The organism is Methylorubrum suomiense (assembly GCF_022179765.1).
Lineage (GTDB): Bacteria > Pseudomonadota > Alphaproteobacteria > Rhizobiales > Beijerinckiaceae > Methylobacterium > Methylobacterium suomiense.
This window is the reverse complement of the sequence record NZ_BPRE01000010.1, coordinates 14,220-40,262: the sequence shown is the minus strand read 5'-3', so window position 1 is coordinate 40,262 and position 26,043 is coordinate 14,220. Positions and strand designations below refer to the sequence as shown.

At 69.0% G+C, this 26,043-nt stretch carries 23 protein-coding genes; 9 read left to right on the top strand and 14 right to left on the bottom strand.

The window, feature by feature from the left end; all coding sequences use genetic code 11:
- The first annotated feature begins 218 nt into the window (after positions 1–218).
- Entirely contained in the window at positions 219–344 is a 126-nt protein-coding gene (locus tag MFF26_RS26575; protein WP_308447740.1) for a hypothetical protein, read from the top strand.
- A gap of 66 nt (positions 345–410) precedes the next feature.
- Here the strand turns inward: MFF26_RS26575 and MFF26_RS16355 are convergent, their stop codons facing one another.
- Positions 411–2,393, bottom strand: coding sequence for an acyl CoA:acetate/3-ketoacid CoA transferase (locus MFF26_RS16355; protein ID WP_137830714.1), 1,983 nt, complete (start codon positions 2,391–2,393; stop codon positions 411–413).
- A 495-nt stretch (positions 2,394–2,888) separates the two neighbouring features.
- Here MFF26_RS16355 and MFF26_RS16350 point away from each other — a divergent pair, with 495 nt between their 5' ends.
- Together MFF26_RS16350 and MFF26_RS16345 are read left to right on the top strand one after the other, a co-directional pair.
- A complete protein-coding gene (locus tag MFF26_RS16350; protein ID WP_137830715.1) occupies positions 2,889–4,091 on the top strand; it encodes a pyridoxal phosphate-dependent aminotransferase in 1,203 nt (400 codons plus the stop codon).
- A 599-nt stretch (positions 4,092–4,690) separates the two neighbouring features.
- Complete coding sequence (locus MFF26_RS16345; protein ID WP_238308214.1) at positions 4,691–5,041, top strand: hypothetical protein; 351 nt, start codon at positions 4,691–4,693, stop codon at positions 5,039–5,041.
- A gap of 48 nt (positions 5,042–5,089) precedes the next feature.
- On the opposite strand, the gene MFF26_RS16340 is transcribed toward MFF26_RS16345, so the two are convergent.
- From MFF26_RS16340 to MFF26_RS16285, 12 genes are all read right to left on the bottom strand, one after another.
- A complete protein-coding gene (locus MFF26_RS16340) occupies positions 5,090–5,521 on the bottom strand; it encodes a type II secretion system protein (RefSeq protein ID WP_137830716.1) in 432 nt (143 codons plus the stop codon).
- Between the two features lie 27 nt (positions 5,522–5,548).
- Complete coding sequence (gene gspG, locus MFF26_RS16335; protein WP_137830735.1) at positions 5,549–5,998, bottom strand: type II secretion system major pseudopilin GspG; 450 nt, start codon at positions 5,996–5,998, stop codon at positions 5,549–5,551.
- A gap of 14 nt (positions 5,999–6,012) precedes the next feature.
- Positions 6,013–7,224: a type II secretion system F family protein gene (locus MFF26_RS16330; protein ID WP_238308213.1), complete on the bottom strand. Its 1,212-nt coding sequence runs from the start codon at positions 7,222–7,224 to the stop codon at positions 6,013–6,015.
- The gene (locus MFF26_RS16325; RefSeq protein WP_137830718.1) at positions 7,224–7,811 is read right to left on the bottom strand and encodes a prepilin peptidase; all 588 of its coding nucleotides are present in this window, start codon (positions 7,809–7,811) and stop codon (positions 7,224–7,226) included. Before MFF26_RS16325 ends, MFF26_RS16330 begins: the two co-directional genes overlap by 1 nt.
- A 7-nt stretch (positions 7,812–7,818) precedes the next feature.
- The gene (gene gspD / locus MFF26_RS16320; protein WP_238308212.1) at positions 7,819–10,245 is read right to left on the bottom strand and encodes a type II secretion system secretin GspD; all 2,427 of its coding nucleotides are present in this window, start codon (positions 10,243–10,245) and stop codon (positions 7,819–7,821) included.
- A 212-nt stretch (positions 10,246–10,457) separates the two neighbouring features.
- Complete coding sequence (locus tag MFF26_RS16315) at positions 10,458–11,141, bottom strand: type II secretion system protein N (protein ID WP_210236217.1); 684 nt, start codon at positions 11,139–11,141, stop codon at positions 10,458–10,460.
- Positions 11,138–11,746, bottom strand: a complete 609-nt coding sequence (gene gspM / locus MFF26_RS16310; RefSeq protein ID WP_137830719.1) for a type II secretion system protein GspM — start codon at positions 11,744–11,746, stop codon at positions 11,138–11,140. The genes MFF26_RS16315 and gspM overlap by 4 nt, the downstream gene beginning before the upstream one ends.
- Positions 11,743–12,807: a PilN domain-containing protein gene (locus tag MFF26_RS16305; protein ID WP_137830720.1), complete on the bottom strand. Its 1,065-nt coding sequence runs from the start codon at positions 12,805–12,807 to the stop codon at positions 11,743–11,745. The genes gspM and MFF26_RS16305 overlap by 4 nt, the downstream gene beginning before the upstream one ends.
- Before the next feature lie 52 nt (positions 12,808–12,859).
- Positions 12,860–14,539, bottom strand: a complete 1,680-nt coding sequence (locus tag MFF26_RS16300) for a GspE/PulE family protein (protein ID WP_238308211.1) — start codon at positions 14,537–14,539, stop codon at positions 12,860–12,862.
- 157 nt (positions 14,540–14,696) lie between these two features.
- Positions 14,697–16,493, bottom strand: a complete 1,797-nt coding sequence (locus MFF26_RS16295) for a long-chain-acyl-CoA synthetase (protein ID WP_137830721.1) — start codon at positions 16,491–16,493, stop codon at positions 14,697–14,699.
- Positions 16,494–16,557: 64 nt separating this feature from the next.
- On the bottom strand, positions 16,558–17,565 hold the full coding sequence (gene metA, locus MFF26_RS16290; protein WP_137830722.1) for a homoserine O-succinyltransferase MetA: 1,008 nt from the start codon (positions 17,563–17,565) through the stop codon (positions 16,558–16,560).
- Positions 17,566–17,619: 54 nt separating this feature from the next.
- Complete coding sequence (locus MFF26_RS16285; protein ID WP_137830723.1) at positions 17,620–18,912, bottom strand: O-acetylhomoserine aminocarboxypropyltransferase/cysteine synthase family protein; 1,293 nt, start codon at positions 18,910–18,912, stop codon at positions 17,620–17,622.
- A 441-nt stretch (positions 18,913–19,353) separates the two neighbouring features.
- On the opposite strand from MFF26_RS16285, the gene MFF26_RS16280 reads away from it, so the two are divergent.
- Positions 19,354–19,797, top strand: a complete 444-nt coding sequence (locus tag MFF26_RS16280; RefSeq protein WP_137830739.1) for a cupin domain-containing protein — start codon at positions 19,354–19,356, stop codon at positions 19,795–19,797.
- A 79-nt stretch (positions 19,798–19,876) separates the two neighbouring features.
- Positions 19,877–20,755: a branched-chain amino acid aminotransferase gene (locus tag MFF26_RS16275; RefSeq protein ID WP_137830724.1), complete on the top strand. Its 879-nt coding sequence runs from the start codon at positions 19,877–19,879 to the stop codon at positions 20,753–20,755.
- A gap of 70 nt (positions 20,756–20,825) precedes the next feature.
- Here MFF26_RS16275 and MFF26_RS16270 read toward each other — a convergent pair whose 3' ends face one another.
- On the bottom strand, positions 20,826–22,514 hold the full coding sequence (locus MFF26_RS16270) for a thiamine pyrophosphate-binding protein (protein WP_137830725.1): 1,689 nt from the start codon (positions 22,512–22,514) through the stop codon (positions 20,826–20,828).
- 314 nt (positions 22,515–22,828) lie between these two features.
- Between MFF26_RS16270 and MFF26_RS16265 the strand changes: the two genes are divergently transcribed.
- The 4 genes from MFF26_RS16265 to MFF26_RS16250 all read left to right on the top strand — a co-directional run bounded on the left by MFF26_RS16265 (position 22,829) and on the right by MFF26_RS16250 (position 26,039).
- A complete protein-coding gene (locus tag MFF26_RS16265) occupies positions 22,829–23,368 on the top strand; it encodes a flavin reductase family protein (protein WP_137830726.1) in 540 nt (179 codons plus the stop codon).
- A gap of 174 nt (positions 23,369–23,542) precedes the next feature.
- Positions 23,543–23,815, top strand: coding sequence for a phosphopantetheine-binding protein (locus MFF26_RS16260; protein WP_238308210.1), 273 nt, complete (start codon positions 23,543–23,545; stop codon positions 23,813–23,815).
- Positions 23,816–23,868: 53 nt separating this feature from the next.
- Positions 23,869–25,068, top strand: coding sequence for an acyl-CoA dehydrogenase family protein (locus MFF26_RS16255; protein WP_137830728.1), 1,200 nt, complete (start codon positions 23,869–23,871; stop codon positions 25,066–25,068).
- Between the two features lie 38 nt (positions 25,069–25,106).
- On the top strand, positions 25,107–26,039 hold the full coding sequence (locus MFF26_RS16250; protein ID WP_238308209.1) for an amino acid--[acyl-carrier-protein] ligase: 933 nt from the start codon (positions 25,107–25,109) through the stop codon (positions 26,037–26,039).
- Positions 26,040–26,043: the final 4 nt, after the last annotated feature.

The window sequence follows — 26,043 nt, the reverse complement described above, 5'->3', positions numbered from 1 at the left end:
AGGTGCTCGGCACGATGGTGGACGCCCAGCCCCCTCGCCTGGCTCGCCCGCGACGTGGGAGCGAACCGCCCGAACGTACGGCACATCGTCCATGATCTAGAGCCGGACGGTCACCTGCAGTTCTCGCCCAACCTCATCACCGGCGGGCGCATCTCGTCGTTCTGACGGAGCACGGGCAGCAGGCTTACGACGATGCGATGCGTCTACAGGCGCCGTGGGTGAACGCGCTGTCGGACGGACTGAATCCGGACGACATCCAAGCGACGCGCAAGCTGCTCACCCTGCTGCGCGAGCGGCTCGAACGCGCCGACAGGGTCTATACGGGCGGAGATGCGACCTTTTGAGGTGACAGCCGTCTTCACGCATCCTGGGATCGCCGCCCCTGGGGACGGGGGCGACATCCATGGCGCTCAGGCGGCGGAGGCCACCGCCGGCGAGATCTTCTTGCGGGCGCGCTTGTCTTCGGTGGTGCCGACGAAGGCCTGCGCTTCCTCCTTGCGCTCGAAGACGTGGGGGGCGACGCCACGCTTGGTCAGGGCCTCCTCCATTTTGAGACGCAGGAAGGCGCTGGTCGCGTAGCGGGTGGTCGTCGCGTAGTAGTTCGCCTGGAGATACTGCACCATCCCGGCGTAATCATCGTAGAGGTTCTCGTTGAGGCGGAACCCGTCGTGGTTGATCACTGCATTGACCCGCTGCCCGGCCTTGCGGCAGGCCTCGACGATGGTCATGCGCAACTCGTCCATGTCGCTCTTCACCCGGCAATACCAGCCTTCCAAGTTGATGAAGAGAATGTTGCGTTCGCCGTCGTAGCTGACGCGGGACTTTAGATCGAGGTTGAGCAGATCGGAGATTAGCTCCATCGGCTCCTCGCGGAAGATGCGGGCATCCATCGGCACGGGATTCCGCACCACCGGCGCGAAATCCATATGAGCGAGGATGTCGCGCTCGATGTCGATGCCGGGCGCCACCTCGATCAGCTCCAACCCCTCCCGGGTCAGCTGGAACACGCAGCGCTCGGTCACGTAGATGACCGGCTGCGAGCGCTCGACCGCGTAGGGTCCCGAGAAGGTGTTCTGCTGGACCGCGGTGACGAATTTGCGGGCCTTGCCCTCCTTGATGATCTTCACGACGCCGTCCTGCACGGCGATCTCCAGCCCGCCCGCGGTGAAGGTCCCGGCGAAGACGACGGAGCGGGCATTCTGCGAGATGTTGATGAAGCCGCCGCAGCCGTTGAGCTTGCCGCCGAACTTCGAGGTGTTGACGTTGCCGGCCTCGTCGCACTCGGCCATGCCGAGACAGGTCATGTCGAGGCCGCCGCCGTCGTAGAAATCGAACATCTGGTTCTGGTCGATGATGCAATCGGCGTTGGTCGCCGCGCCGAAGCTCGATCCCGAGGCCAGCACGCCGCCGACGGCGCCCGCTTCCGTCGTCAAGGTGATGTAGGGGGTGATCTTCTCCTCGTTCGCGACGGAGGAAATGCCCTCCGGCGCGCCGACGCCGAGATTGACCACGCCGTTGGGCGGCAGCTCGAACGCGGCACGGCGGGCGATGATCTTGCGCTCGTTGAGCGCCATCCGCTTGATGCCGGTGACGGGCACGCGGATCTCGCCCGCGAGCGCGGCGTCGTACACGACGCCGTAATTCATGCGGTGCATCTCGGGCTCGGCGACCACGACGCAATCGACGAGGATGCCGGGGACGCGGACGTCCTTGGGCAGCAGGTAGCCGTCATCGACGATGCGCTCGACCTGGGCGATGACGATGCCGCCGTTGTTGCGGGCCGCCATCGCCTGGGCGAGACAGTCGAGCGTGAGCGCTTCCTTCTCGAAGGAAAGGTTGCCCGACGGGTCGGCGGAGGTGGCGCGGATGAAGGCCACGTCGATCTTGGTCGCGGTGTAGAACAGCCATTCCTCGCCATCGACCTCGACGAGCTTGACGATATCCTCGGTGGTCAGATCGTTGACCTTGGCGCCGCCGTGGCGCGGATCGACATAGGTCTTGAGGCCGACCTTCGAGAACAGACCGGGCTGGCCCGCGGCGCAGGCGCGGTAGAGTTGCGAGATGACGCCTTGCGGCAGGTTGTAGCCGCGGATCAAGTTGTTCTGCGCGGCCTGGGCGACCTTGGGCATGCGCCCGAAATTGGCGGCGATGACGCGCGACAGGAGCCCGTCATGGTGCAGGCGCCCGGTGCCGAGTCCCTTCGAATCGCCCGCCCCCGCGGTCATGATCAGGGTCAGCCCCCGCGGCGAGCCGGTTTCGACGAAACGCTTTTCCAGGGCGGCGTGCAACGCCTCCGGGATGCAGCTCTGGACGAAGCCCGTGGTGGTCACGACGTCGTTCTCGCGGATCAGCGCGATCGCCTCCTCCGCCGTGATGACCTTGTTCTTCTTCATGGAAACCGCATTCCTCCGCGTCTTCCGGCCCGGCGGGTGGTTCTCCACCTCTCGCCGTTCCACCCGAAACGATGCAGGCCGACCCCGCGACCCGGAAGCTTCCGGCCCGCGCGATCGGCTGGATTTTGAATGCATTCGCTGTTGCGGCGCATCGAAGAACTTCGGCGCTGCAAGAAAATGCACTGCTTGCTTAGGACAATACCGCAAAACTCTGTTGGCGCACGCCTGAAAAACTCTTCTGCCACCGATCAGAAAAATTGCGGAAGCTCGGGATGCGGTGGGAAGTCGGCTTTTATCGTGTCCGGTCTCGATCGGATGCGGCGGCCGATGCCGACAGGCTGGTGTGATGAATGCCAGATTCGTGGGACGGGTACCCCCTCCCCGGTCTTGTCGCTCCGGCAGGGCGGGATTACGAGGGCCGCGGGTTCCAAGCCGACACCTCCAAGCCGACACCTGGGCCCCGGCACGCAGATTCAGATTTTTCGGAGCATTCCCATGGGCTTTCTCGCCGACGCCCTCTCGCGCGTCAAACCCTCCGCGACCATCGCGATGACGCAGAAGGCCCGCGAGCTGAAAGCCAAGGGCGTCGACGTGATCAGCCTGTCCGTCGGCGAGCCGGATTTCGACACGCCCGACCACATCAAGGAAGCGGCGATCGAGGCGATCCGCCGTGGTGAGACCAAGTACCCGCCCGTCTCCGGCATCGTGCCGCTGCGCGAGGCGATCGTGACGAAGTTCAAGCGCGAGAACGGCCTCGACTACAAGGCCTCGCAGACCATCGTCGGCACCGGCGGCAAGCACGTCATCTACAACGCCCTGCTCGCCACCCTGAATCCCGGCGACGAGGTGGTGATCCCCCGCCCCTACTGGGTGTCCTACCCGGAGATGGTGGTCCTGTGCGGCGGCACCCCGGTCTTCGTCGAGACCGACATGGCCCACGACTTCAAGCTCCAGCCCGAGGATCTCGAGCGGGCGATCACCCCGAAGACCAAGTGGATCATCCTCAACTCGCCCTCGAACCCCTCGGGCGCGGCCTATAGCCGTGACGAGTTGAAGAAGGTCACCGACGTGCTGATGCGGCACCCGCATGTCTGGGTGCTGACCGACGACATGTACGAGCACCTGACCTACGGCGATTTCGAATTCGTCACCCCGGCCCAGGTCGAGCCCGGCCTGTACGAGCGCACGCTCACCATGAACGGTGTCTCGAAGGCCTATGCCATGACCGGCTGGCGGATCGGCTACGCCGCAGGCCCTGAGCAGCTGATCAAGGCGATGGATTTCGTCCAGGGCCAGCAGACCTCGGGCGCCTCCTCGATCTCGCAATGGGCGGCGGTGGCCGCGCTCGACGGCACCCAGGAGCACCTCGCCCGGTTCAAGGCGGCATTCCAAGAGCGGCGCGATCTCGTCGTCTCGATGCTGAACCAGACGAGCGGCCTGAAATGCCCGACCCCGGAGGGCGCCTTCTACGTCTACCCGTCCTGCGCCGAGCTGATCGGCCGCAAGACCGAGACCGGCAAAACCATCGAGACCGACGAGGACTTCGTGACCGAACTGCTTCAGGCGGAAGGGGTCGCGGCGGTCCACGGTTCGGCCTTCGGCCTCGGCCCCAACCTGCGCATCTCCTACGCCACCTCCAACAAGGCTTTGGAAGAGGCCTGCCGGCGCATCCAGCGCTTCTGCGGCTCGCTCCGGTAAATCGCTTCGTCGCGGGCGCGAGAAGCGCCCGCGACACGCATGATCGAAGCCGGCTAACCGGCTTGTACCCACCGATTCCCTCATCCTGAGATCCCACGGCAGCGGCCTCGAAGGAGGGCTCCAGGGACCACAACGGCGACTGAAGGCCTCCTTCGAGGCTTCGCTTCGCTCCGCGCCCCAGGATGAGGGTGAGAGCGGGAGCAACGACCGAAGGGCCGCGCTCGCAACAGGCCCACGGCTCATCCTGTGCTGTGTTCCCTATCCGGCGATGGGCGAAACGTCGCCGCGCGGGCGGTTGCCCACGGCGGCGCGGCCCTCTACATCGGCCGTCCCCGCGGCCGATGCGCCCGATGGTTTCGCGAGCCCTCTCGGGCCGGCGTGGCAGCGGGGCCGGCAGTGACGGGGTGGGGCGGACCAGTTCTCTGCACCAAACCTGTGAGGCTTAGTGGGCCGAGCGGCTGCAGGCGTGTCGGAAGCGCGGGGAACAGGAACCGCGACTCCGGCGCATGGCCCACCCAATACCCTCGCGCCTGAGCCTATCGAGAAAGTGTTCGGCGCGTCGGGCAAGAATTACGCGGATTCCAAATTTGCGAAACGAAGTGCTGACGCATTTCGCGCATCCTGCAGCCTTCGATCGCAGGAAAGCCGACCCCATGTCTCGCACCGGTGAGCGCAGCGCGGCCCGTCATTATTTACCCGAGGCGAAGCTGGAAGATCTCGCGATCCAGCTCAAGCGGCTCGCCAACCATCGCGGCCTCGTCCGCAAGGAAATCACCAGCCCGATGCTGCAGCGTCTTCTGCCCGCGCCGCTGCGCGGCGAGGCGCATGTCTACGACAGCGAACTGCGCCGCAAGCTGATGGATGCCAATCTCGATGCGGAGCGCGTGGCCTACCTTCTCTCGCATACCCAGCACGAGATCGGCATCGCCCATGCCCGGCTGTCGGGCTGACCCGAGCGGCCCACGCATCGTCCGACGTTTCCGCCGGGAGCCGAAGCGTCAGGGTGCCTGAGCCGGGAACGGGGCGAGCCGCACCGTCTCGACCTCGACCGGCCGGCCGCGCGCGGTCGCGACCTCGATCCGCAGGCGCAGGGGCAGCCAGCGGGGGCCGTCCTGCGCCGTCTGCGGCGCTCCGCCGACGCCGTTCTCCGGAGCGGGCGGGCTCGGCAGGTCGAGACTCTGCAGGCCGATGCGCCAGCGGCGTCCGTCGGTGACGCCCTCGCGACCGCCGGCGGCGACGGCCACTGGCGTCAGCGGTTCTTCCAGCAAGGAGCGGGCGAGCCGTTCGGCACCGGTGCGATCCTCCACCGCAGCCCAGCCGACCCGCGACTGAATAAGACCGCGCTGCACCACGAGGCTCAGCGCCGCCACGATCGCGAAGGCGACGAGCGCCTCGATCAGGGTGAAACCCTCGCGGCCGGCGCGTCTCATGCCGCAGCCGCCCTCCCTTCCGAAACCCTATTCCTTGCCGATCATCCCGGCGCCGCGCTGACCGTCGGCCCCCAGGGAGACGATGGCGTAGGGGCCGGCCTTGCCCGGGGCACGGTACTCGTAGGGGCGGCCCCAGGGATCGGCCGGGACGTTGCTCTGCTTGAGATAGGGCCCGCTCCAGGCCTCCGCGGCGGGGGGACGCTTGACCAGAGCGTCGAGCCCCTCGCTGGTGGAGGGGTAGCGACCGTTGTCGAGGAAGTAGAGGTCGAGCGCCGAGGAGAACGACTCGATCTGGAGCCGCGCGGTCTTCTCCCGCGAGCTGCCGAGATAGCCGAGCACCCGAGGTCCCGCGAGCCCCATGACGAGGCCGAGGATGACCAGCACGACCAGCAGCTCGACGAGGGTGAAGCCGCCGCGGACATCGCGGGCGCCGCACCGGTCGCGACGGAGCGCCGTGAGGAAGCGGGAGAGGGGCATCGGGCGATCACTCATCACATCAGCATGTCGTTGATGCTCATCAGCGCGGTCATCACCGAGATGATCAGCCACGCGATCAGCACGCTCACCACCACCATCACCGCCGGGCCCACCACCGCGATCACCCGGCCGAGGGCGGTGTCGAGCTTGGCCTCGTAGAACACCGCGACCCGGCCGGCGCTGTCGGCCAGGTCGCCCGCCTCCTCCCCGACGCGCAGCATCTGCACGACGTGGCGGGGGAACAGCTTGCCCCGCGTCAACGCTTCGGACAGGCGCTTGCCCTGGCGGACGTCGGCGGTCACCCGGTCGATCTCGACGGCCGCACCCGGCAGACGCACGACCCCGCGGATGAGGCGCAACGCCGTCGAGATGTCGACTCCGTTGCGCACCAGGATGGCGAGCGTGCGGCAGAAGGTGACGGTGAGTTCGTGCGCCAGCACCGAGCGGGAGAGCGGCAGAGCCGCCACGAGCCGCAGCCACAGGCCCCGCTCGCGCCCGAGCCGGTTCGCCACCATCGCGGCGCCGAGGAGCGCCGCCATGCCGATCACCACCGCGTCGAGGTTGCGGTTGAGGAAGGCCGACATGTTGAACACGACGAGCGCGCTCGGCTCGATCCGCTCACGGAAGCCCTGAAGCGCCACCTCGAATTTCGGGATCAGGTAGATCAGGACGAAGAACAGCACGGCGATCGCGGCGCCGACGAGGAAGAGCGGGTAGGAGATCGCCGAGACGAAGCGCTTCTTCAGCCGCTCGCCGCGCTGGCGCTCGGCGGCGAGGGCCGTCAACGCCTCTTCTAGACGGCCCGCCGTCTCGGCGACCTCCACCATCTTCACGTAGATCGGCGGGAACAGCCTCGGGTGCCCCCCGAGCGCCTGGGAGAAGCTCTTGCCGTGGGAGAGGGCGACGTTGAGTTCGCGCAGAACCGCCACGAGCCAGCCCTTGCCCTCCATCTGGATCAGGATCGCCAGCGCCTCGTTCAGCGCCACGCCGCCCTTCAGCAGCATGGCGAGATCGAGAGTCATGGCGGTGATGTCCTCCGGCCGCGGCTCCGGGGTGAGGAGGTCGCGCCAGGACCGGCCGGCGCTCACGGCCTTCGGCTTCGCGGCGATCGGCGTCCAACCGCTGCGGTCGAGCTGCGCCATCACCTCGGCGCGCGTCTCCGCCTCCATGGTCCCGGACAGCAGCTTCCCGGCCGCGTCCAGCGCCTGATACTCGAAGGCGGGCATCAGCCGGCCGGGATCGCGGCGGCGAGCCAGCCCAGCGCCAGGGCCGGCGCCAGGACCGCACCGAAGGCCAAGCGTTCCTCAGAGCCTCCGCCCCCGGACACGGCCAGGGCCCGGCGTCCCACGAGCAGACCGATGCCGACGAGGCTCGCGCCGAACAGGCACCACGCGAAGCCACCGGTTCCGACGAGAATGCCTCCGGCGGCGGCGAGCTTCACGTCACCGAGCCCGATCCCGTCATATCCGCGCCGGCGGAAGTACACCTCCCGCAGGATCAGGAGCGCACCGAAGCAGAGGGGCCCGTCGAGGGCGAGGAGCGTGAGTTCCTCCGTCACGCTCTCCCCGGACGCGCCAGCGGTCGCCATCCGCCAGATCGCCCCGAGGATTGCGAGCGCCAACGTGGCGCTGTCGGGAATGGTGAAATCGGTCAGATCCTGCCACGCGATGCGGGCGACCAGCAGGGCGAGCACCGTCCCGGCCGCCGTGAGCCCGAGGGATCCTGTTCCCCAAACTTGGACGGCGAGCGCGCCTACGCCCGTCAGGAGCAGGCAGGCCGGTCCGTAATCGTCGGCGGTGACGGGCCGAGCCATCCGGGCCTCACGGCTTCACGACCACGGGCCGCGCCGCGGCAGGGACGCGACCGCCCCGGCGGGCGGCGGCGTCGTAGAGCTGGCCCCGGTAATCCTCGGCCACGCGCTGCGCATCCCGGCCCGAGCGCACGACGACGGGGCGGATGAACACGACGAGCTCGGTCCGGTCGGCGGCGTTGTCGGTGGAGGAGAACAGCTCGCCGACATTCGCCAGTCGGCTCAGGAACGGAATGCCGTCGCGCCCGCGCAGGTTCTTTTCCTGGATCAGGCCCGCGAGCAGCACGGTCTGGCCGTTGGGCACCGAGATCATGCTGGCGACCCGCCGCTTGGAGATCGTCGGCGTGAGCGTCTTCTGCGCATCGACGACCGCGGAGATCTCCTGCTCGATCTGCATCGTCACGGCGCCGTTCTGGCCGATGCGCGGGATGACGTTGAGGATGATGCCGGTGTCACGCATCTCGACCTGATTGACGAGCGGCGCACCGGGCACGGTGACGCTGGTCGCCTGAGTCGTGGTGATCGGCACGGAATCACCTACCTGCAGGGTCGCCGGCTGGTTCTCCAGCACGACGAGCGAGGGCGAGGACAGGATCTTCACATCGGTGAAGCCGTCGAGCGCCGAGATCACGATATCGGGCCCCGAATAGCCGCCGACGAGGAAGTTGAAGCCGGCCCCGCCCGGCGTCAGCTTGTTCACCACGCCGCCGGAGGCGCCCGCTGCGGCGCTGAGCAAGCCGATCGAGCCCTTGTTGCTACCGATACCGACACGGGTCGAATCGAGGAAGTACTGCACACCGTATTTCAGCTGATCGGTCAGCCGCACCTCGGCGATGGTGACGTTGATGGCGACCTGAACCGGGGTCGCGTCGAGGCGCTGGAGCGCCGCGTGGATCTTCCGGTAGGTCTCGCCGTCGGTATAGGTCACGACCGCGTTCTGGGCCGGGTCGGCGCTGATGTTGACGCGCTTGGCGCTTGACCGCTGCGTCAGGTCGAGGCTGCCCCCGCCCATCATTGCGCCGCTCTCGCCGTAGGCGCCGCCTCCCTGGCCGCCCTGCCCCGCCTGATCGCCGAAGGCCGAGGCGAAGCGGGCCTTGAGCAGGTCGGCACCGTTGCCGCCGTTCTGGTTCAGCCCGCCGCCGGATCCCGCCCCGAGACCGCCGCCGCTCGTGCCGCCGAGACCCGAATTGCCCGAGGACATCCCGCCCGAGGCCATTCCGCCATCGGTCCCGCCGAGCCCGGAACCGGCCTGGTTCGACAGGCCGGACCGCGCGCCGCCGAGGCCGCCGCCGCCGGGCAGTCCGGAACCGAGGCCGCTCATCAGCCCGGAACCGCCACCACCGAACAGGCCGTTGACGACGCGGGCGAGCTCCACCGCATTGCGGTAGCGCGCCTTGTAGACGAACACCGTTTCCTCGGCGGCCTCCGCCGTGCCGTCGAGCTCGCGCACGAACCCTTCCGCGCGGCGCAGGAGGCCCGCGTTCTTCGAGGTCGCCAGCACCGCGCGCAGCCGCCCGATCGGCTTGAACTGGATCAGCCCCTGGCCCGACCCGTTCTCCCCGGTGTCGAACAGCTGGGTCAGTTCCGCCACCACCGCTTCGGGCCGCGCCCGCTTCAGCTCGAACAGGCTCACCGTCTGGCCGCGCATCCAGTCGGCATCAAAGGCAAGGATCGCGCTGACCGCCTCCTGACGCTTGGGGCCGGGCCCCTTGACGATCATGGTGTTACGGGTCGCATCGAACCGCAGGCCATCGGCATCGGCGACGAAGCCGGAGACGAGCTTCGACATCGTCGCGGCGGACACGTAGCGCAGGGGAACGACCGAGACGCCGTAGCCGGGGCCACCCGCGCCGAGATTGACCGTGCCGAGGCCCGCCGCCGCCGGCACGATGCGGTAGCCGGTGCCGGCCTTGCTCATCGAGAAACCCTGGCCGGCGAGCACGCTCTCCAGCGAGGCGAGAAGTTCGGTGCGCGAGAGCGGACGGGGCGAGGAGATCGTGATCTGCCCCGAGACGTCCGCACCCATGGTGTAGTTGAGTCCGAGGGTATCGGAGAGAATGGCGTGGACGACGTCCTTGATCTCGGCCCGCTCGAAATTGAGCCGGAAGCCGCCGCCATTGGTGGCATCCTGCGCCGGACCGCCGCCGATCTCGATCGCCTCGGCCTGCTCGGACAGGCCGCCGAGGCCGGTCCCCGCCGTGCCGTCGACATCGTCGGGCCCGAAATAGCGGCTGCGCCCCACGCCCTTGGCCGGGCGGGTGACGGCGTCGGACGCCGGGCGGGCGGCACCGCCTCCGCGCATCGGCTTGGCAGAGAGATCCATGCCGACCTCCGGCCCGGTCAGGCCCGTGCGCGGCATGGTCTGACCCAGAGCCGGCGCGAGCGAGGCCAGCACGAGCAGTAGGGAGGGAATCAAGGCGCGCCGGAGCGGATGCATCGGGTTCTCTTGATGAAGCCGACGCGAAGCTTACCGGCGGGGCCCGCTCCTACCCAAGACGGCATTCGTCCAGATCACCGGTTTCAATCACCGAGTGCTCGATATGACACACAATTCGGCAAAGCTCGGCGAGGCCTTAAAGCACTCGTTAACCGCAGCGTATTCCAGAAAGGCCGGCGGCCAATGCAGTCACGGAATCGCGAGCACTTCGCTCAAGGGACGCGAACGATGGCTCCGGCGGGGAGCTGCGCGCCGGGCGTCGAACCGTGGGGCAGCGCGAAAAGGCGGTAGGTCTGCTCCCGTTCGCCCTCGCGCAGCACGACCCGGTCGGGCGCGATTCGGTCGACCCGCCAGGAATCGACTTGATCGCCCACCCGCAGACTCAACGAGCCGCCCTCCTGCCGGCTGACCAAAGCCACGGCCCGGTCGACGCCGGCGACGATACCGACGAGGCGCAATTCGGGCGGCGGACTCGCGGGTATGTCGGCGGGCGGTGGGGCCGTGATCGCCAGGGGTTGATCCGGGCGGCGGCGCGAGGGCGCAAAGAGCGGGCGCTGCCGGAAGGCGCCGAGATCCTTGAACGCCATCCGGCTCAGGGGATTGGCGGAGGGTACGAGCGAGGGGATCGGAAGCTCGGGCGCTTCGGCCGGTATGGCTTCGACGAGCCCCGGCGCCCCCGTTTCCGGTGCCGGCACGGCTCTGGACGAATCGGACGGGACCGATCCGGCCGCCGGAAGCGGCCCGGTCTTGCGTGCCCGCTGGCGCGCGTCCTCAGCCTGCCGCAGGGCCTCCTGCTCACGGACCCAGGCAGGCGAACCGAACGGGCTGCCGGCCAGGCAGGGGCCCGCCAGCCCAATGAGCACGAGCAGCGCGCGCGCCAATCCCGGGACGGTCACGAGCGGCCCTCCCGGCGATGCCCACGGATCGCGAGGGCAACCCGCAGGGTCGGCTGCGGATCGTCCACCACCGCGCCCCGGCCGGCCTGTGTGCGGATGTTGATCGACTCGACCGTGAGGAGCGGCATCCCGGCCTCGATGGCGGCGAGCAGGTCGAACAGGCCGTCATTGGCGATGTCGAGGCTCGCCCGCAGGAGAACGCTGCGGCCGTCATCGGCCTCGTCCTCGCCGCGGACCTCGATGAGCCGGCCACCGGCGGCATCGACCATGGCGCTCAGACGGCGCTGCATCTCGGCGCGGGCAAGGCCCGGCGCGACGGCGTCGAGGAAGACCGAGCGGGCCGGCGCTTCCCCGCCCTCGGACGCGTCGCCCGCGCGCGCCTTGGCCTGCTCTGCCGCGAGGCGGCGGATCCGCGCCTCGATCTGGCCGATGCGGACGCGATGGTCGTCCGCGGTCGATCCCGCCTCCCACCATGCGGCGAGGCGGTCGAAGGTGAGAGCGGCGAGCAGCAGCGGCAGCCCGACGAAGACCGCGACGGAGATCGGACCGAGCCAGCGACGCAAGCTCGGCGGCAGGGGCGCGAGAGGCTGCGGATCGGCGCTCATCGCCCGGCCTCCGCGCGCGGGCCTGGAGCCCGGCTCGCCACGATGTCGAAGGCCTCTCGGCGCTCGGCATCGCGGATGACCGGGGCGGCGAAGCGCACCGCGCTCAGGCCGCCCTGCCCTTCGAGCAGCCCGATCAGGGCGGCGGCGTCGTCCGAGCGGCCGACGAGGCGCACCTTCGCGCCGTCGGCATCGAGTTCGCGCAGGACGGTTCCGTCGGGAAGCGCCGCGCTGAGGCGATCGATCAGCACGAGAGCGCTCGCCTCCGGGCGTTTGGCGGCGAGCAGGCCCGCCTCCCGCGTTCCGCCCATCCCGGTACGGGCGGCAAGTCGGGAGCGGAGGGCGGACAGGTGCGCCTCGGTCTCGACCTGCTCCGTCTCGGCGGAAGCGGCCAGCAGCGCGCTCGCGAGGCAAGCCGGGGCGAGGATGCCGAGCGCGAGCGCGGCGGCGAGGGCGACCGGCCGGCGCAACGGGCTCGTCCCGCCGGTGCCGGGGCGGCCCCGGTAGAGGTCGATCGCCAGCGGTGCCTCGAGAGGAGCGGCCGAGCTGCCGAGGGCCGTGACCTTGAGCCCGGCAGAAGCGAGTGCGTCGAGATGGGGAGCGACGAGGTCGGCGGAGGTCGCCAGAAGATCGACCGCGATGGTGCCGTCGGCCCCGGCCGGTTCGGGCACGTCGTAGCCGTAAAGCACCCGATCGGGCCTCCAGGGCGTCAGGCGCTCCAGGCGATGGGACAGGATCGGGCCGAGATAGTCGCGGCCGGCATCCGGCAGGCGCAGGGTGCGGGAAAGAAACACTTCAGGCGGCAGGCGGAGCTCAAGGCCGCGCCCAGCGAAATTCTGCGGCGCCGTACCATCGAAACGCCCACGCGGGTCGATCCGCCCGTCGCGCACTTCGTAGAGGACGAGCCCGTCCCCCTCGGCCACGGCGATGCGGCGGCTGCGATCGAGGAAGCGGCCGAGCCGCGGCTCGACGGTGGCCACGAAGGCGTCGAGCAGGAGCGAGACGACGCCGCCGATCCGCGCGATGGGCGCAGAGGCACCGAGGCGCCCTCGCACGGCCGCCATCTGCGCGGTGATTCGTGCCGCCGTTCGGGCCGAGGCCGCCATCGCCACCCCGCTAACCGGTGATCCGCATCACCTCGTCGAGGGAGGTGAGACCCTGCCCCGCCTTGGTGATGCCGTCGTCCAGCATGGTGGTCATGCCGCGCGCCCGCGCCGCCTCGACGATGCGCGAGGGGTCGGGCTCGCGCCGCACCAGCGGCTCGATCTCGGCGTCGATCGTCAGAACCTCGAACACGCCGACCCGGCCGCGATAGCCGGTGCCGCCGCAATGCGGGCAGCCGGCCGCCTTGAAGAAGTCGCGCCGCTCCGGTGCCGGCGTGCCCCGCCGGGCGCAGATCTCGACGGCCGCCTCCGCGGCGCGGGGGTCGGGCACCTTGCACTTCTCGCACAGCCGGCGGACCAGCCGCTGACCGAGCACCCCGCGGAGCGAGGCGGCGATCAGGTACGGTTCGACGCCCATATCGGCGAGCCGCACCACGGCGTCGGCGGCGGTGTTGGTGTGCAACGTGGTCAGCACGAGGTGGCCGGTGAGCGCGGCCTGGATGCCGATCGCCGCGGTCTCGCGATCGCGCATCTCGCCGACCATGATGACGTCGGGGTCGTGGCGCAGGAACGAGCGCAGCGCGGTCGCGAAGGTCAGGCCGATCTGCGGCTTCACCTGGGTCTGATGGATGCCCGGCAACTGGTACTCGACCGGATCCTCGACGGTGACGATCTTGCGCGAGGGATCGTTCAGCATCGAGATGGCGGTAGCCAAAGTCGTCGTCTTGCCCGACCCGGTCGGACCCGTGACGATCAGGATGCCGTGCGGCTCGGCGAGCAGGCTCTCCATCGCGCACTGGTCGCGCCCGGACATGCCGATGCGCTTGAATTCGAGGAGCCGCGTGTCCTTGAGCAGGATGCGCAGGACGGCGGTCTCGCCGTAGAGCGTCGGCATCACCGCGACGCGCAGATCGGCCTCCTGCGAGCCGACCTTGACGTTGGTGCGCCCGTCCTGCGGCAGGCGCCGCTCGGCGATGTCGAGCCCCGCCAGAATCTTCACGCGCGACAGGATGGCCGGGGCCATGTGCTTGGCCAGGGTCTGCTGCGCCCGCAGGTGGCCGTCGATGCGGAAGCGGACGCGCAAATCCTCGCGGCCGGTCTCGATATGGATATCGGTGGCACCCTGCTCGACGGCGCGCTCCAGCATCGCGTCGATGGCGCGCACGATCGGGGCGCCGCGGGCGAGGTCCTGAAGCGTCTCGACATCGTCGGAGAAGGCGATCTCGGCCGGGATCTCCTCCGGCTCGGCCGCGGCCTCTCCGCCGCCGCGCTCGAACAGAGCTTCGATCTCCTCGAAGGAGAGGACGGCCAGCGCCACCGATCCGCCGAGGGCGAGGCTGGCCGCCTGGATCGGCTCGACGAGCGACGGATCGGCCACGCATAGGAGGGGGCGGCCGGCTTCCGAAACCGGGTAGAGGAAGGCCTCGCGCAGGAAGCGCCGCGACAGCCCGTCGAGCAGATGGGGCCATTCGGCGATGCGCCGGGCGTCCGCCCGCGTCAGACGGTGAAAGGCCGCGATGGCGTCGGCCAGATCGCCCGGCGGCAGCCGGCCCTCGCGCCAGATCGCTTCCGCCGCGCCCGCACCGGCCCGCGTGCCCCTCGCCTCACCGGATTCGGCGCCGTGGCGGGCGCGCAGGAAGGCGAGGAGGTCGCCACCCCCGCCCTCGTCCGTGCTGTGCGCCCCTGCCTGCACTGTCGCTTTCCGCTTTGGCGCTGAGGCGCCCGGCCGATCCAAGAAGCGCGAACGTGCGCGGCCCGTCCAGCTTGCTGGCGGTGCCGCGGGCGTCCGGGACTCAGGAAGCGGTGGAGATGTGGCGGATTGACGACAGCGTTATGGGCGCCCCCCAAGCCTAGAGCCGCAGGGTGCCGGCCGCGATCCGAGCGTAGAGGGCCGGATCGATCGCGCAGTAAGCACCGTCGCGATCGAGGAAGAGCGGATCGCCGGTGCGGGCGGGATCGTAGCCCTCCTCGGCAAGGACCGCCTTCTTCTGCTTGAAGGTCTCGGTATGGCCGAGCTCTTCCGTAAGGCGGAGGAACAGCGGCCGGGCGTAGGACGGCAGCCGTTCGACCAAGTCCGCGTGGAGCCGTTCGAGATCGAAGCCGGGCCCGACCGTGAGGGCGGCCATGCCGGCGCGCCCGTCGGCGCCCGGCACCGCGACGCCGTAGACGCAGGCCTCCGCGACGCCCTCGCTGCGGGCCAGCGCCTCCGCGACCTCGGTGGTGGCGACGTTCTCGCCCTTCCAGCGGAAGGTGTCGCCGATGCGGTCGACGAAGTAGAAATAGCCCTGCGCGTCGCGCCGCATCAGGTCGCCGGTGCGCATCCAGGCATCGCCCGGCTTCAGCACGTCGCGCAGCACCTTGCGGTCGCTCTCGGCGGCGTTGGTGTAGCCCTCGAACGTGTACTCGGCCTTGTCCGACAAACGGCCGAGCAATTCGCCGGCCTCGCCGAACGCGGCCGGGACGCAGCGGCCCTCGGCGTCGCGCAGGGGCAGGCCGGTCGTCACGTCGTGCCGGACGATGAGGGCGGGCGAGCGGCGGGCCATAAAGCTCGGCACCCGGCCGACCGCCCCGACCCGACCCTCGACATTGTAGAGCGAGAGCGTGCCCTCGGTCGCCGCGTAGAATTCGAGGATGCGGGGAATGGCGAACCGCGCCTGGAAGCGTTCCCAGACCTCCGGGCGCAGGCCGTTGCCGGTGCAGAGGCGGAGGGAATGCGCCCGCTCCTGCGGGTCGGGCGGGGCCAGGGTCAGGTAGCGGCACAGCTCGCCGATATACTGGAAAAGGGTCGCGCCGGTTTCGGCGACATCCGACCAGAACCGGCGCGCCGAGAATTTTTCGCGGATGACGACGGAGCCGCCGCCCAGGAGCACGCTGCCGGGGGCCACGACACCGCCGACGCTGTGATAGAGCGGCAGACAATCGTACATCCGGTCGTCCGGCCCCGGATCGACGAGGCCGGCGAACCAGTGGGTCCACATCATGATGCGGTGGTGGCTCACATGGGCGGCCTTCGGCAGGCCGGTGGTGCCGGAGGTGTAGATCAGGAGCGCGGGATCGCGCAGGGTCACCGTCGGCGCTTCCTCGGGGCCGAGCGGCTCGCCGCTGAAACCGGCGCTCTGGGTCGCGAGCGAGGTCTCGGCCCCCTCGCCCTGCCAGCACAAGGCAGGCTGCGAGACGAGGTGCGGCCACGCGCCCTCGAGCGCCTCGGCGAGATCGGTCGCCGCGATGACGAGGCGCGGCGCGGCCGCATCGATGCAATGGGCAAGGCCCCGCTCGCGCAGATGGATGTTGAGCAACGCCACGCGCAGGCCGATGCGGGTCAGGCCGAGCCAGATCGCGAGATAATCGGGCCGGTTTGGCATCAGCAGCGCGACCGTGTCGCCCTTGGAGAACCCCTGCGCCAGGGCCCAGCGGGCGTAGCGATGCCGCCGCGCCGCGAGATCGCCGTGGGACAATGTCTCGTCGGTGCCGATCAGGGCGGGCGCGCCCGCCCGCTCGGCGGCAATGGCATCGAGGACGAGGGGGAAGATCCGCTCCGGATGCGCGTCGATGCGGGCGGTGCGCGCCAGCGCCCCGATCCAACCCGCCGTGGAGGAGACACGCGGCGGGATCGCGGTGGGGGAGAGATCGGTCTGCAGGGTCGTCATGCGATGTCCAATCGATCGCGCCGAAGGCGGCCGCGCTTCTCCCCTCGCGGGGATATTGCCCGCCTCAGGCGACCGCCTCGGCGGTCGCGCGCAGGGCGCGGTTTGCGGCGACCAGGGACAGCCAGTTGCGGAAGAGGCGCGCGGCCCCGTCCTGCCAGGCGGCGGGGCGGGGCGGCGTCGCCGCCATGTCGGGGAAATCGGCGTGAAGCGAGAGCGCACGCTTGATCCGGGCGAGTTCCGCGAAGGTTTCGAGGCGCTCGATCGCGTCGTCGCTGTAGTAATTCTCAGGAATTCCCGGGCAGGTGTCGCGGCTACCCTCGAGGAAGCGGCCGATGTCCCGGCGGTATTCGCGGGCGAGGGTATCGATCTCGTATTCCGGATGCCCCTGGAGGAACACCATCAGGCTCGCGCCCTCACGCACGAACAGATCGACGCCCACGGCCTCCGAGCGGCGCAGCACCGTATAGCCCTTCGCCGCGAGTTCGCCCTCGGGCAGATCGTTCCAGCGGGAATGCGGCACCGGCATCACCGGCGCCATGCCGGAGAGCAGCGGGTGAGGCTGGGACGCCGCGCAGGGATAGACGCCCGAATGCTTGGCCGGCAGCGGACGACGCTCGATTCCGTCGAGATGCAACACGGCGGCATGCGCCGCGAGGCAGGAGAACAGCGTCGAGGTGGTGGCCTGGGCGGCCCAGTCCACCACGGCGGTGAAATCCGCGTAATAGGGCTCGGCATCGAGGCGGGCGGCCTTCGGTTCGGAGCCGGTGATCACGAGGGCGTCGAGGCCCGCCGTCGGCAGGGCGGTGTGCGGTGCGTAGAACCGATCGAGATGCGCGCGGGCGAGCGGTCCGCGCGGCACCGAGGCGAGGCTGAAGAAGCGCAACTCGACCTCGGGACCGATCAGGCGCCGGAATTGACGCTCGGTCTGGACCAGGGCGGTGTCCGGCATGTTGTTGAGGAGGCCGATCCGCAGGCGCGGCGCCGGGGCCGCCGCCTCGCTCAGAAATGGCGGAACGGTGTCGACGAGACCGGTTTCGCCGTAGGCCGCACCGGAGCCACCGTGTTCCAGCATGGGTCTCTCCTCTCGAAACGGGACGGGATGGACCGGGCGCGCCCGGCTGACGCCTCAGGCGGCGCGGGCGAGGGGCCGGGCGGCGGCCAGCGCCTGATCGAGATCGGCGACAATGTCGTCGATATGCTCGATGCCGACGCTGATGCGGATGGTCTCGGGCAGCACGCCCGCCACCCGTTGCTCGTCGGGCGTCATCTGGCGATGGGTGGTCGAGGCCGGGTGGCAGGCGAGCGACTTGGCGTCGCCGATATTGACCAAGCGCTTCACCAGCTTGAGCGCATCGTAGAAGGTCTTGCCGGCCTCGAACCCACCCTTCACGCCGAAGGTGAGAAGCGAGGAGCCCTCGCCGCCGAGATACTTGGTCGCCATGGCGTGGTGGGGGCTGTCGGGAAAGCCGGCATAGTTCACCCAGTCGATGCCGGGATGGGCGCGGAGGTACTCGGCGACCTTGCGGGCGTTCTGGACGTGGCGCTCGACGCGGAGCGCCACCGTCTCGATGCCCTGAAGCAGCAGGAAGGCGGACATCGCCGGAAGCACTGCACCGGTGGTGCGCTGGTAGACGCTGCGGGCCCGGGCGGCGAAGGCGCCGCGGCCGAAATGATCGGCGTAGACGAGGCCGTGATAGGACACGTCCGGCGTCGAGAATTGCGGGAAGCGCTCGGGCTCGGCCTTCCAGTCGAAACGACCGGAATCGACGATGATGCCGCCGAGCGTGGTGCCGTGCCCGCCCATGAACTTGGTGAGCGAGGCGATGACGATGTCGGCCCCGTAATCGATCGGCCGCATCAGGATCGGGGTCGGAACGGTGTTGTCGACGACGAGCGGCACACCGTGGGCGTGCGCCACTTTCGCCAGAGCCTCGATATCGCAGATGTTGCCGGCCGGGTTGCCGATCGACTCGCAGTAGACCGCGCGGGTCTGGCGATCGATCAGCTTCTCGATGTCCTCGGGGCGGTCGCTCGCGGCGAAGCGGGTGGTGATGCCCTGGCGCGGCAGCACGTGGGCGAGCAGCGTGTGGGTCGTGCCGTAGAGCTGGGGCACGCAGACGATGTTGCCGCCGTGATCGGCGAGCGTCGCGATGGCGTAGTGGAGCGCGGCCTGACCGGTGGCGACGGCGAGCGCCGCATGGCCGCCTTCCAGTTCCGCCACGCGCCGCTCCAGAACCGCGACGGTCGGATTCGCGATGCGGCTGTAGCGGAAGCCCTCCTCCTCAAGGTTGAACAGGGCGGCGCCGTGATCGGCGCTGTCGAAGGCGTAGGCGACGCTCTGATAGATCGGCACGGCGACCGCGTGGGTGGTCGGATCGTGCTCGAAGCCGGCGTGGACCGCGATCGTTTCGCTGCGCATGGTGACGTGTCGTCCCTGGAACCCGAGGGTCGGCGGGCCAGCCGCAAGGCCGGGACCACGCCGAGATGTGCCGAAACGGCACGCGATCCGCGGCGCCCGGCGAGGCCGATACTGTCCCGCTCGCCGGTTGATTTTTCCGAAAGATCAGTGAGATGGCCTCTGAACGCACTGGTCATCGAGGCATTTTCGAGCCGCATGGTTGCGGAATTCTGCGTAGATTCAGCGTCTCTCCGTGAAGCAACCGTGCCGTTTCGATCACTCTACTTCAGAGCCAAGTCACCGTTGAGCCTCAATTTCAATCTTCACCGTATCGGCGTTAGCCATATCAGATAGAGTTTCTTGCAAGAACAAGACGTTTGTGGTGCTGCTTGATTGAGGCGCCTCCGGAGTGGTCCTGGACGCCCGACGACCCGAAGCGAGGAAGACGTGTCTACCACCCCGATGATTCCGTCCGTGACGACGGGCGATCTGCGGTCGGCTCCGATCGAGCCGAGCTGGATTCACGAGGGGATGCCGATCGCGCGCAACACCATGCTGTCGCGCAGCGCCGACCGGCTGGCCTGGACGCTCGTCTGGGACTGCACCGCCGGCAAGTTCGAGTGGCACTACGACATCGACGAGACGATCCACTTCCTCGAGGGATCGGCCACGATCAGCGACGGCATCAATCCGGCCAAGACCTTCGTGGCGGGCGACGTGCTGTTCATTCCCCGCGGCGCCGTGTGCCACTGGCATGTCGAGAACTACGTGCGGAAGGTCGCCTTCTGCCGCCAGACCCAGCCGAAATATCTCGCACTGGCGCTGCGGGCGCTCAACAAGGTCAAGAAGATGCTGCGCCGCAAGTCCTCGCCGACCGTCGGCGGCGGCCTGTTCGAAGCGGCCTGATCGGCACGCCCAGCCTCGGGGCCGCCACGCCGGCCCCGCTTCTCCCCCTTCGAGGCATCTCCTCTTCGAGGCACACGCCATGACGACGCCGGAGATCGACGCGACGATCGACACTTGGACGTTCTTCGAGGGTGCATGGCACCCCGGAAACGTCCGGATCATGGGGCCGCGCAGCCACGGCGCGTGGCTCGGCTCCACGGTGTTCGACGGCGCCCGCGCCTTCGAGGGCGTGACGCCCGACCTCGATCTTCATCTCGCCCGGGTCAACCGGTCGGCCGTCGCATTGGGCCTGGAACCGAAAGTGACGGTCGAAGCCTGGAGCGATCTCGTCGCGCAGGGCCTGTCGCGCTTCGCGCCCGACGCCGAACTCTACATCCGACCGATGTACTGGGCGGAGAGCGGCTTCGCCGGCGGCGTGCGTTTCGATCCCGCCTCCACCAATTGGTGCCTCTCGATCTATCACGCGCCGATGCCGCTGCCGTCCGGCGTGCGGGCGACGCTCTCCCCCTTCCGCCGCCCCTCGATCGAGGTCGCCCCGGTCGATGCCAAGGCGGGCTGCCTCTACCCGAACGGCGCCCGCGCGCTGACGGAGGCGCTCTCGCGCGGCTTCGGCAATTGCCTGATGCTCGACGGCCTCGGCAACGTCGCCGAATTCGCCAATGCCAACGCGTTCCTCGCCCGCGACGGAATCGTCTACACGCCGGTGCCGAACGGGGTGTTCCTGGCCGGCATCACCCGCGCGCGGGTCATCGCGCTTCTGCGGAAGGCCGGCGTCGCAGTGATCGAGAAGACGCTGCGCTACGACGATTTCCTCAAGGCCGACGAGGTGTTCACCGCCGGTAACTTCGCCAAGGTGGCACCGGTGACGGGGCTCGACGACGTGCGGTTCGAGCCGGGTCCGATGTTCCGCATGGCGCGGCAATTGTACTGGGACTTCGCGCACGGGCGGATGGCTTAGCTGAGCGCTCGGCCTTCCCCCCGCGTCGTACTCGCGGGTCCCCTGCCCTCCGCAGGGGCGGAGGATCTTCTTACTGTCCCGCCAGCGCCTTCTCGCGGATGGCCGTCAGCGTCGCGCCCGGCGCGATCGCGTCGACGGCGATCTTCACGTGGATGATCGCCGGCCGATGGGCCGCGAGCGCCGCGTCGAGCGCCGCCGGGAAATCCTCGGTCCGCTCGACCGTGAAGCCGACGCCGCCGAAGGCGCGGGCATAGGCGGCAAAATCCGGATTCACGAGGTCGGTGGCACAGACGCGGCCTGGAAAATCGCGCTCCTGATGCATCCGGATCGTGCCGTAGCTGGCATTGTCGGCAACGATGCAGACGATGTTCAGTCCGTACTGCACGGCCGTCGCGAATTCCTGGCCGTTCATCAGGAAATCACCGTCGCCGTTGAGCGAGATGACGATCCGCTCGGGATAAAGACGCTTCATCGCCACCGCGGACGGCACGCCGTAGCCCATCGAGCCGGAGGTCGGCGCCATGTGGGTGGCGAGCCGGCGGAAGCGGTAGAAGCGGTGGATCCAGGCGGCGTAATTGCCCGCGCCGTTGCACAGGATCGCGTCCGTGGGCAGCGCCTCGCGCAGCTGGATCATCACCGCGCCGAAATTGACCGCGCCGGGCTGCGGCGTGGCCGTCTCGCTCCAGGCCAGATACTCGGCGTGACCCGCACGCGTTGCTTCCGACCAGGGCGTCGACGCGGGCGCGGGCAGCCGTGCGAGGGCGGCGGCCATGCGCGTTGGCGCAGCGTTGATCGCGAGATGCGGGACGTAGACCCGGCCGAGTTCCTCCGGCCCCGGATGGATGTGGACGAGGCGCGTGCGCGGCGCCGGAATATCGAGGAGCGCGTACATCTGGCTCGCCACCTCGCCGAGGCGCCCGCCGAGCACGATCAACAGATCGGCCGCCTTGACCCGTGCCACCAGCTTGAGATTGGCGGCAAGGCCGAGATCGCCCGCGTAATTCGGGTGGAGCGGGTCGAACAGGGGCAGGCGGCGATAGCTGGTGGCGACCGGCAGATCGAAGCGTTCCGCGAAGGCGCGCAGATCGGCGTAGGCCCGCTCGTCCCAGCGGCTGCCGCCGAGCAGCAGGAAGGGGTTTTGGGCCTCCGAAAGGAGGGCGGCCAAGCGCTCCATGTCCTCGATCCCGGGCGCGGCCTCGACCGGCGCGAAGGCCGGCGCGATAGGCCCCGGCGCCGGATCCTTCAGCATGTCCTTCGGCAGCGCCATCACCACCGGACCGGGCCGCCCCCCGCAGGCGGTGTGGAAGGCGCGTGAGACGTATTCGGGCACCCGCACGCCCGTCTCGATTTCGGTCGCCCATTTCGAGATCGGCCCGAAGGCGGCGCGGTAATCGACCTCCTGCCACGCTTCGCGGTCGCGCAAGCCCCGCTCGATCTGACCGACGAACAGGATCATCGGCGTCGAATCCTGCTGGGCGATGTGGATGCCGGCCGAGGCGTTGGTGGCGCCAGGACCGCGGGTCACGAAGCAGATGCCGGGCCGGCCCGTCGCCTTGCCATGCGCCTCCGCCATCATCGCCGCGCCGCCTTCCTGACGGCAGACGGTGATGGCGATGCCGGAATCGTGGAGGGCATCGAGCACCGGCAGGTAGCTCTCGCCGGGCACCGCGAAGACATGCTCGACGCCATTGGCGACCAGTTGATCGACCAGGGCCTGGGCGGCGGTTCGGGGGAGCGGTCTCGCGGCCTCTTCAGACATCACTCGAACCTCTTCGGGAAGATCCACTCAACACATTGTCCCGGATCAGGACGTCCCCCCGCCTCGGATGGGAATCGTGCCACGTCCGGACAGAAATCGGCCCTTCTGGCTGGGCCCTTCACTTGCAGAAGAGCCTCCGAAGACCGGAGCCGTCATAGGCCAGAACCCATAACGTCCGGTTTCGAAACGGATCGCGGCGGGCCTCGATCGATCCGGATTGATCTGAATTCACTGCCCTTCGAGTGGTCGATGCCATGGATGCGGTTCGGAGTTCCCTCGCAGCGAATCTCCGGCTCACCCCGCCCGAGGGGGCGATGAGCCTGGCCGCCGATCGCGTCCCCCCGCCGATCGCCGATGCCGGCCTCCTGAAGCAGGCGATGCGCCGCCTCGTCGGCGGCGTCGTCGTGGTGACGGCGGGCAGCGGCGAGGATCGGGTCGGGCTCACCGCTACCTCGGCCGTGTCGCTCTCCGTCGATCCCCCGACCATGCTGGTCTGCGTCAATCGCGCCTCCGCGACCTGGCCGGTGATCGTCCAGCGCCGACATTTCTGCGTCAGCATCCTGGCCGACGGGCACCGTTCCATCGCCGAGCGCTTTGCCGGAATCGGCTCCCTGCGCGGTCCGGCCCGCTACCTTGGCTCCGAATGGACCACCATGGCCTCGGGCGCGTCCGGCCTGACCGGCGCACAGGCGATCATCGATTGCGACCTGGAAGAGGTCATCGAGCGGCACAGTCACGCCATCCTGCTCGGTGCCGTGCGCGAGGTGCGGCTCGGCGCGGAGTCCGGCGCACTGGTCTACGGTCGCGGCAGATTTCATGATTTGCCCAGCCCCGACGGACGAGCCGAACCTTAAGATTTTTCAATACGTACCGTCACCACTCGATTAACCTATCAAGTCATTAATGATCTCAAACGAATTGATTCGAAAACTAAGAAGGGTATTTATTGAGATCATGATGATATTGCGACCCATCAGATCGCAGCGCAAATCAGACAACCTAGAACAGTCGAACCAGCGCGAGCCACCATGTCAGAGACGATGACGCAGACCGTAGCGAACCGCACGATGGGCCTAGCCTACGAGATCGCCAGTCGGCACGCGATCAAACCAGAATTCGGACCGGGCGATGCATTGGTCGATGTCGGCCTATCCTCCCTGGACTTGGTCGATCTGATGATCGCCGTCGAGGCAGAGTTCGACATCATGATTCCGCCGACGGCGCTGACGCCGAAGAACTTCTACTCGATCGAAACCATCGCCCACATGGTCGAGACCGTGCGCGCGGCGCCGTCCGCCTGATCTCACCCCAGCCCGACCGCCGGCATGGCCGGCCTCACACGCCGAGCCCAGCCATGACCATGCAGTCGATGTCCGGTCCCGATGAGACCGCCGAGGCCACCGACCTCGCTGCCCGCGCGGCGGCGGTCGCCGCGATCGCCGCCCTCCACGCCGAGGCGGTGGATCGCGACGGGCGCTTCCCGGAGGAGGCTTTGGCCGCCCTCAAGTCGCAGCGCCTGCTGGGCGCGATGGTGCCGATCGAACTCGGCGGGGAAAGCGCCGCGATCCGGGCGCTCGCCGACATCGCCTACGCACTCGGCCGGGCCTGCGCCTCGACCGCCATGATCTTCGCCATGCATCAGACCAAGGTCGCCTGCCTGATCCGGCACGGCCGCGGCGACCCGTGGCGGGACGGCCTGATCCGGCGCATCGCCGACGAGCAGTTGCTCATGGCGTCCTCGACCACGGAAGGTCAGGGCGGCGGCAATGTCCGCTCCTCGGCGGCCGCGGTAGAGAGCGACGGCGAGAGTGTGAGCCTGGAGCGGGCAGCCACCGTGATCTCGTACGGCGCCCAGGCCGACGGTGTCGTCACCGTGGCCCGCCGCAACGCCGAGGCCGCCGCCTCCGATCAGGTGCTCTGCGTCTTCCTGAAGGAGGACTACACCCTGGAACGCCTGAGCGGCTGGGAAACGCTGGGGATGCGCGGCACCTGCAGCAGCGGCTTCCGCCTCGTGGCGAAGGGGCGCCCCGAACAGGTGCTCTCCGCCCGCTACGGCGACGTCCACAACCAGACCATGACGCCGGTCTCCCACATCCTCTGGTCGAGTGCCTGGGCCGGCATCGCGGCCTCGGCCGTGGATCGGGCCCAGGCCTTCACCCGCACCGCCATGCGCGGGGCCGGCGGCGTCGCACCGCCCGGTGCGCTCCACTATGCCCGCGCGGTCTCCAGCCTGAAGCAGGCCCGCGCCCTGATCGTGCAGGGGCTCGACCGGTTCGAGGCCGCGGGCGACGACGCGGCGGCGCTCGCCGCCCTCGATTTCCAGACCGCGATCACGATGCTGAAGGTCGAGGTCTCGGAACTCGCGGTCGCCACGGTGTCGAGTGCGATGCGGGCCAACGGGCTCGCGGGCTACCGCCAGGACGGCGCCTTCAGCATCGGTCGCGCGCTGCGCGACATTCTCTCGGCGCCGATCATGATCCACAACGACCGGATCGTGGCCAACCTCGCCACCGCGACCCTGATGTCCCCGGTCGCCGCCTCGCTCAGCGCCTGAACCCGCCACCCTCGCCCTCTGCCCGAGAGTTTCCCGCCATGAACATGCCCGTGATGAACGCGCCGGCCGCCCCGCCCGCGACCGATCCGCTCGATTCCCTGTTCGACGCGATGTTCAAGCCGATGAACGCGCTGGGCGTCTATGCCCGCACCGGCGCCTACGAGTCGGTGGTCGAGGCGCTCGCCGCCTTCATCTCGGCCCGCCGCGACGAGGGCACGGAGGTGTTCCGCTTCCCGCCGGTGATGAGCCGCGCCCATCTCGAGCGCCACGGCTACCTCAAGAGCTTTCCGAATCTCCTGGGCTGCGTCTCCTGCCTGGAAGGCTCGGAAACCGAGATCCGCGGCTATGCCGACCGTCATCTCGCGGGTGGCGACTGGACCGAAGGTCTCGAGACCGCCGATCTCGTGCTGACGCCGGCCGCCTGCTATCCCGTCTACCCGATCGCCGCCGCGCGCGGACCGGTGCCGGAGGGCGGCTACCGCTTCGACGTCGCCTGCGACTGCTTCCGCCGCGAGCCCTCGCGCCATCTCGACCGGCTGCAATCCTTCCGGATGCGCGAATACGTCCGCATCGGCACGCCGGAGCAGATCGTCGCCTTCCGCGAGAGTTGGATCAAGACCGCCACCGCCATGGCCGACGAACTCGGCCTGACCTACACGGTCGAGACCGCGAGCGATCCGTTCTTCGGACGCCTCGGCCAGATCATGGCCTTCAGCCAGCTGGAGCAGGCGCTCAAGTTCGAGCTGCTGATTCCGCTGCGGGGTGCCGCCGCCGGCACCGCCTGCATGAGCTTCAACTATCACCGCGAGCATTTCGGCACGACTTGGGGCCTCCATCTCGCCGACGGCGAGCCCGCCCATACCGGCTGCGTCGCCTTCGGCATGGACCGCTTGGCGGTCGCGATGTTCGCCACCCATGGCGAGACTATTGCCGAGTGGCCGGCCTCGATTCGTGCCGCGCTGAAGCTCTGAGCGA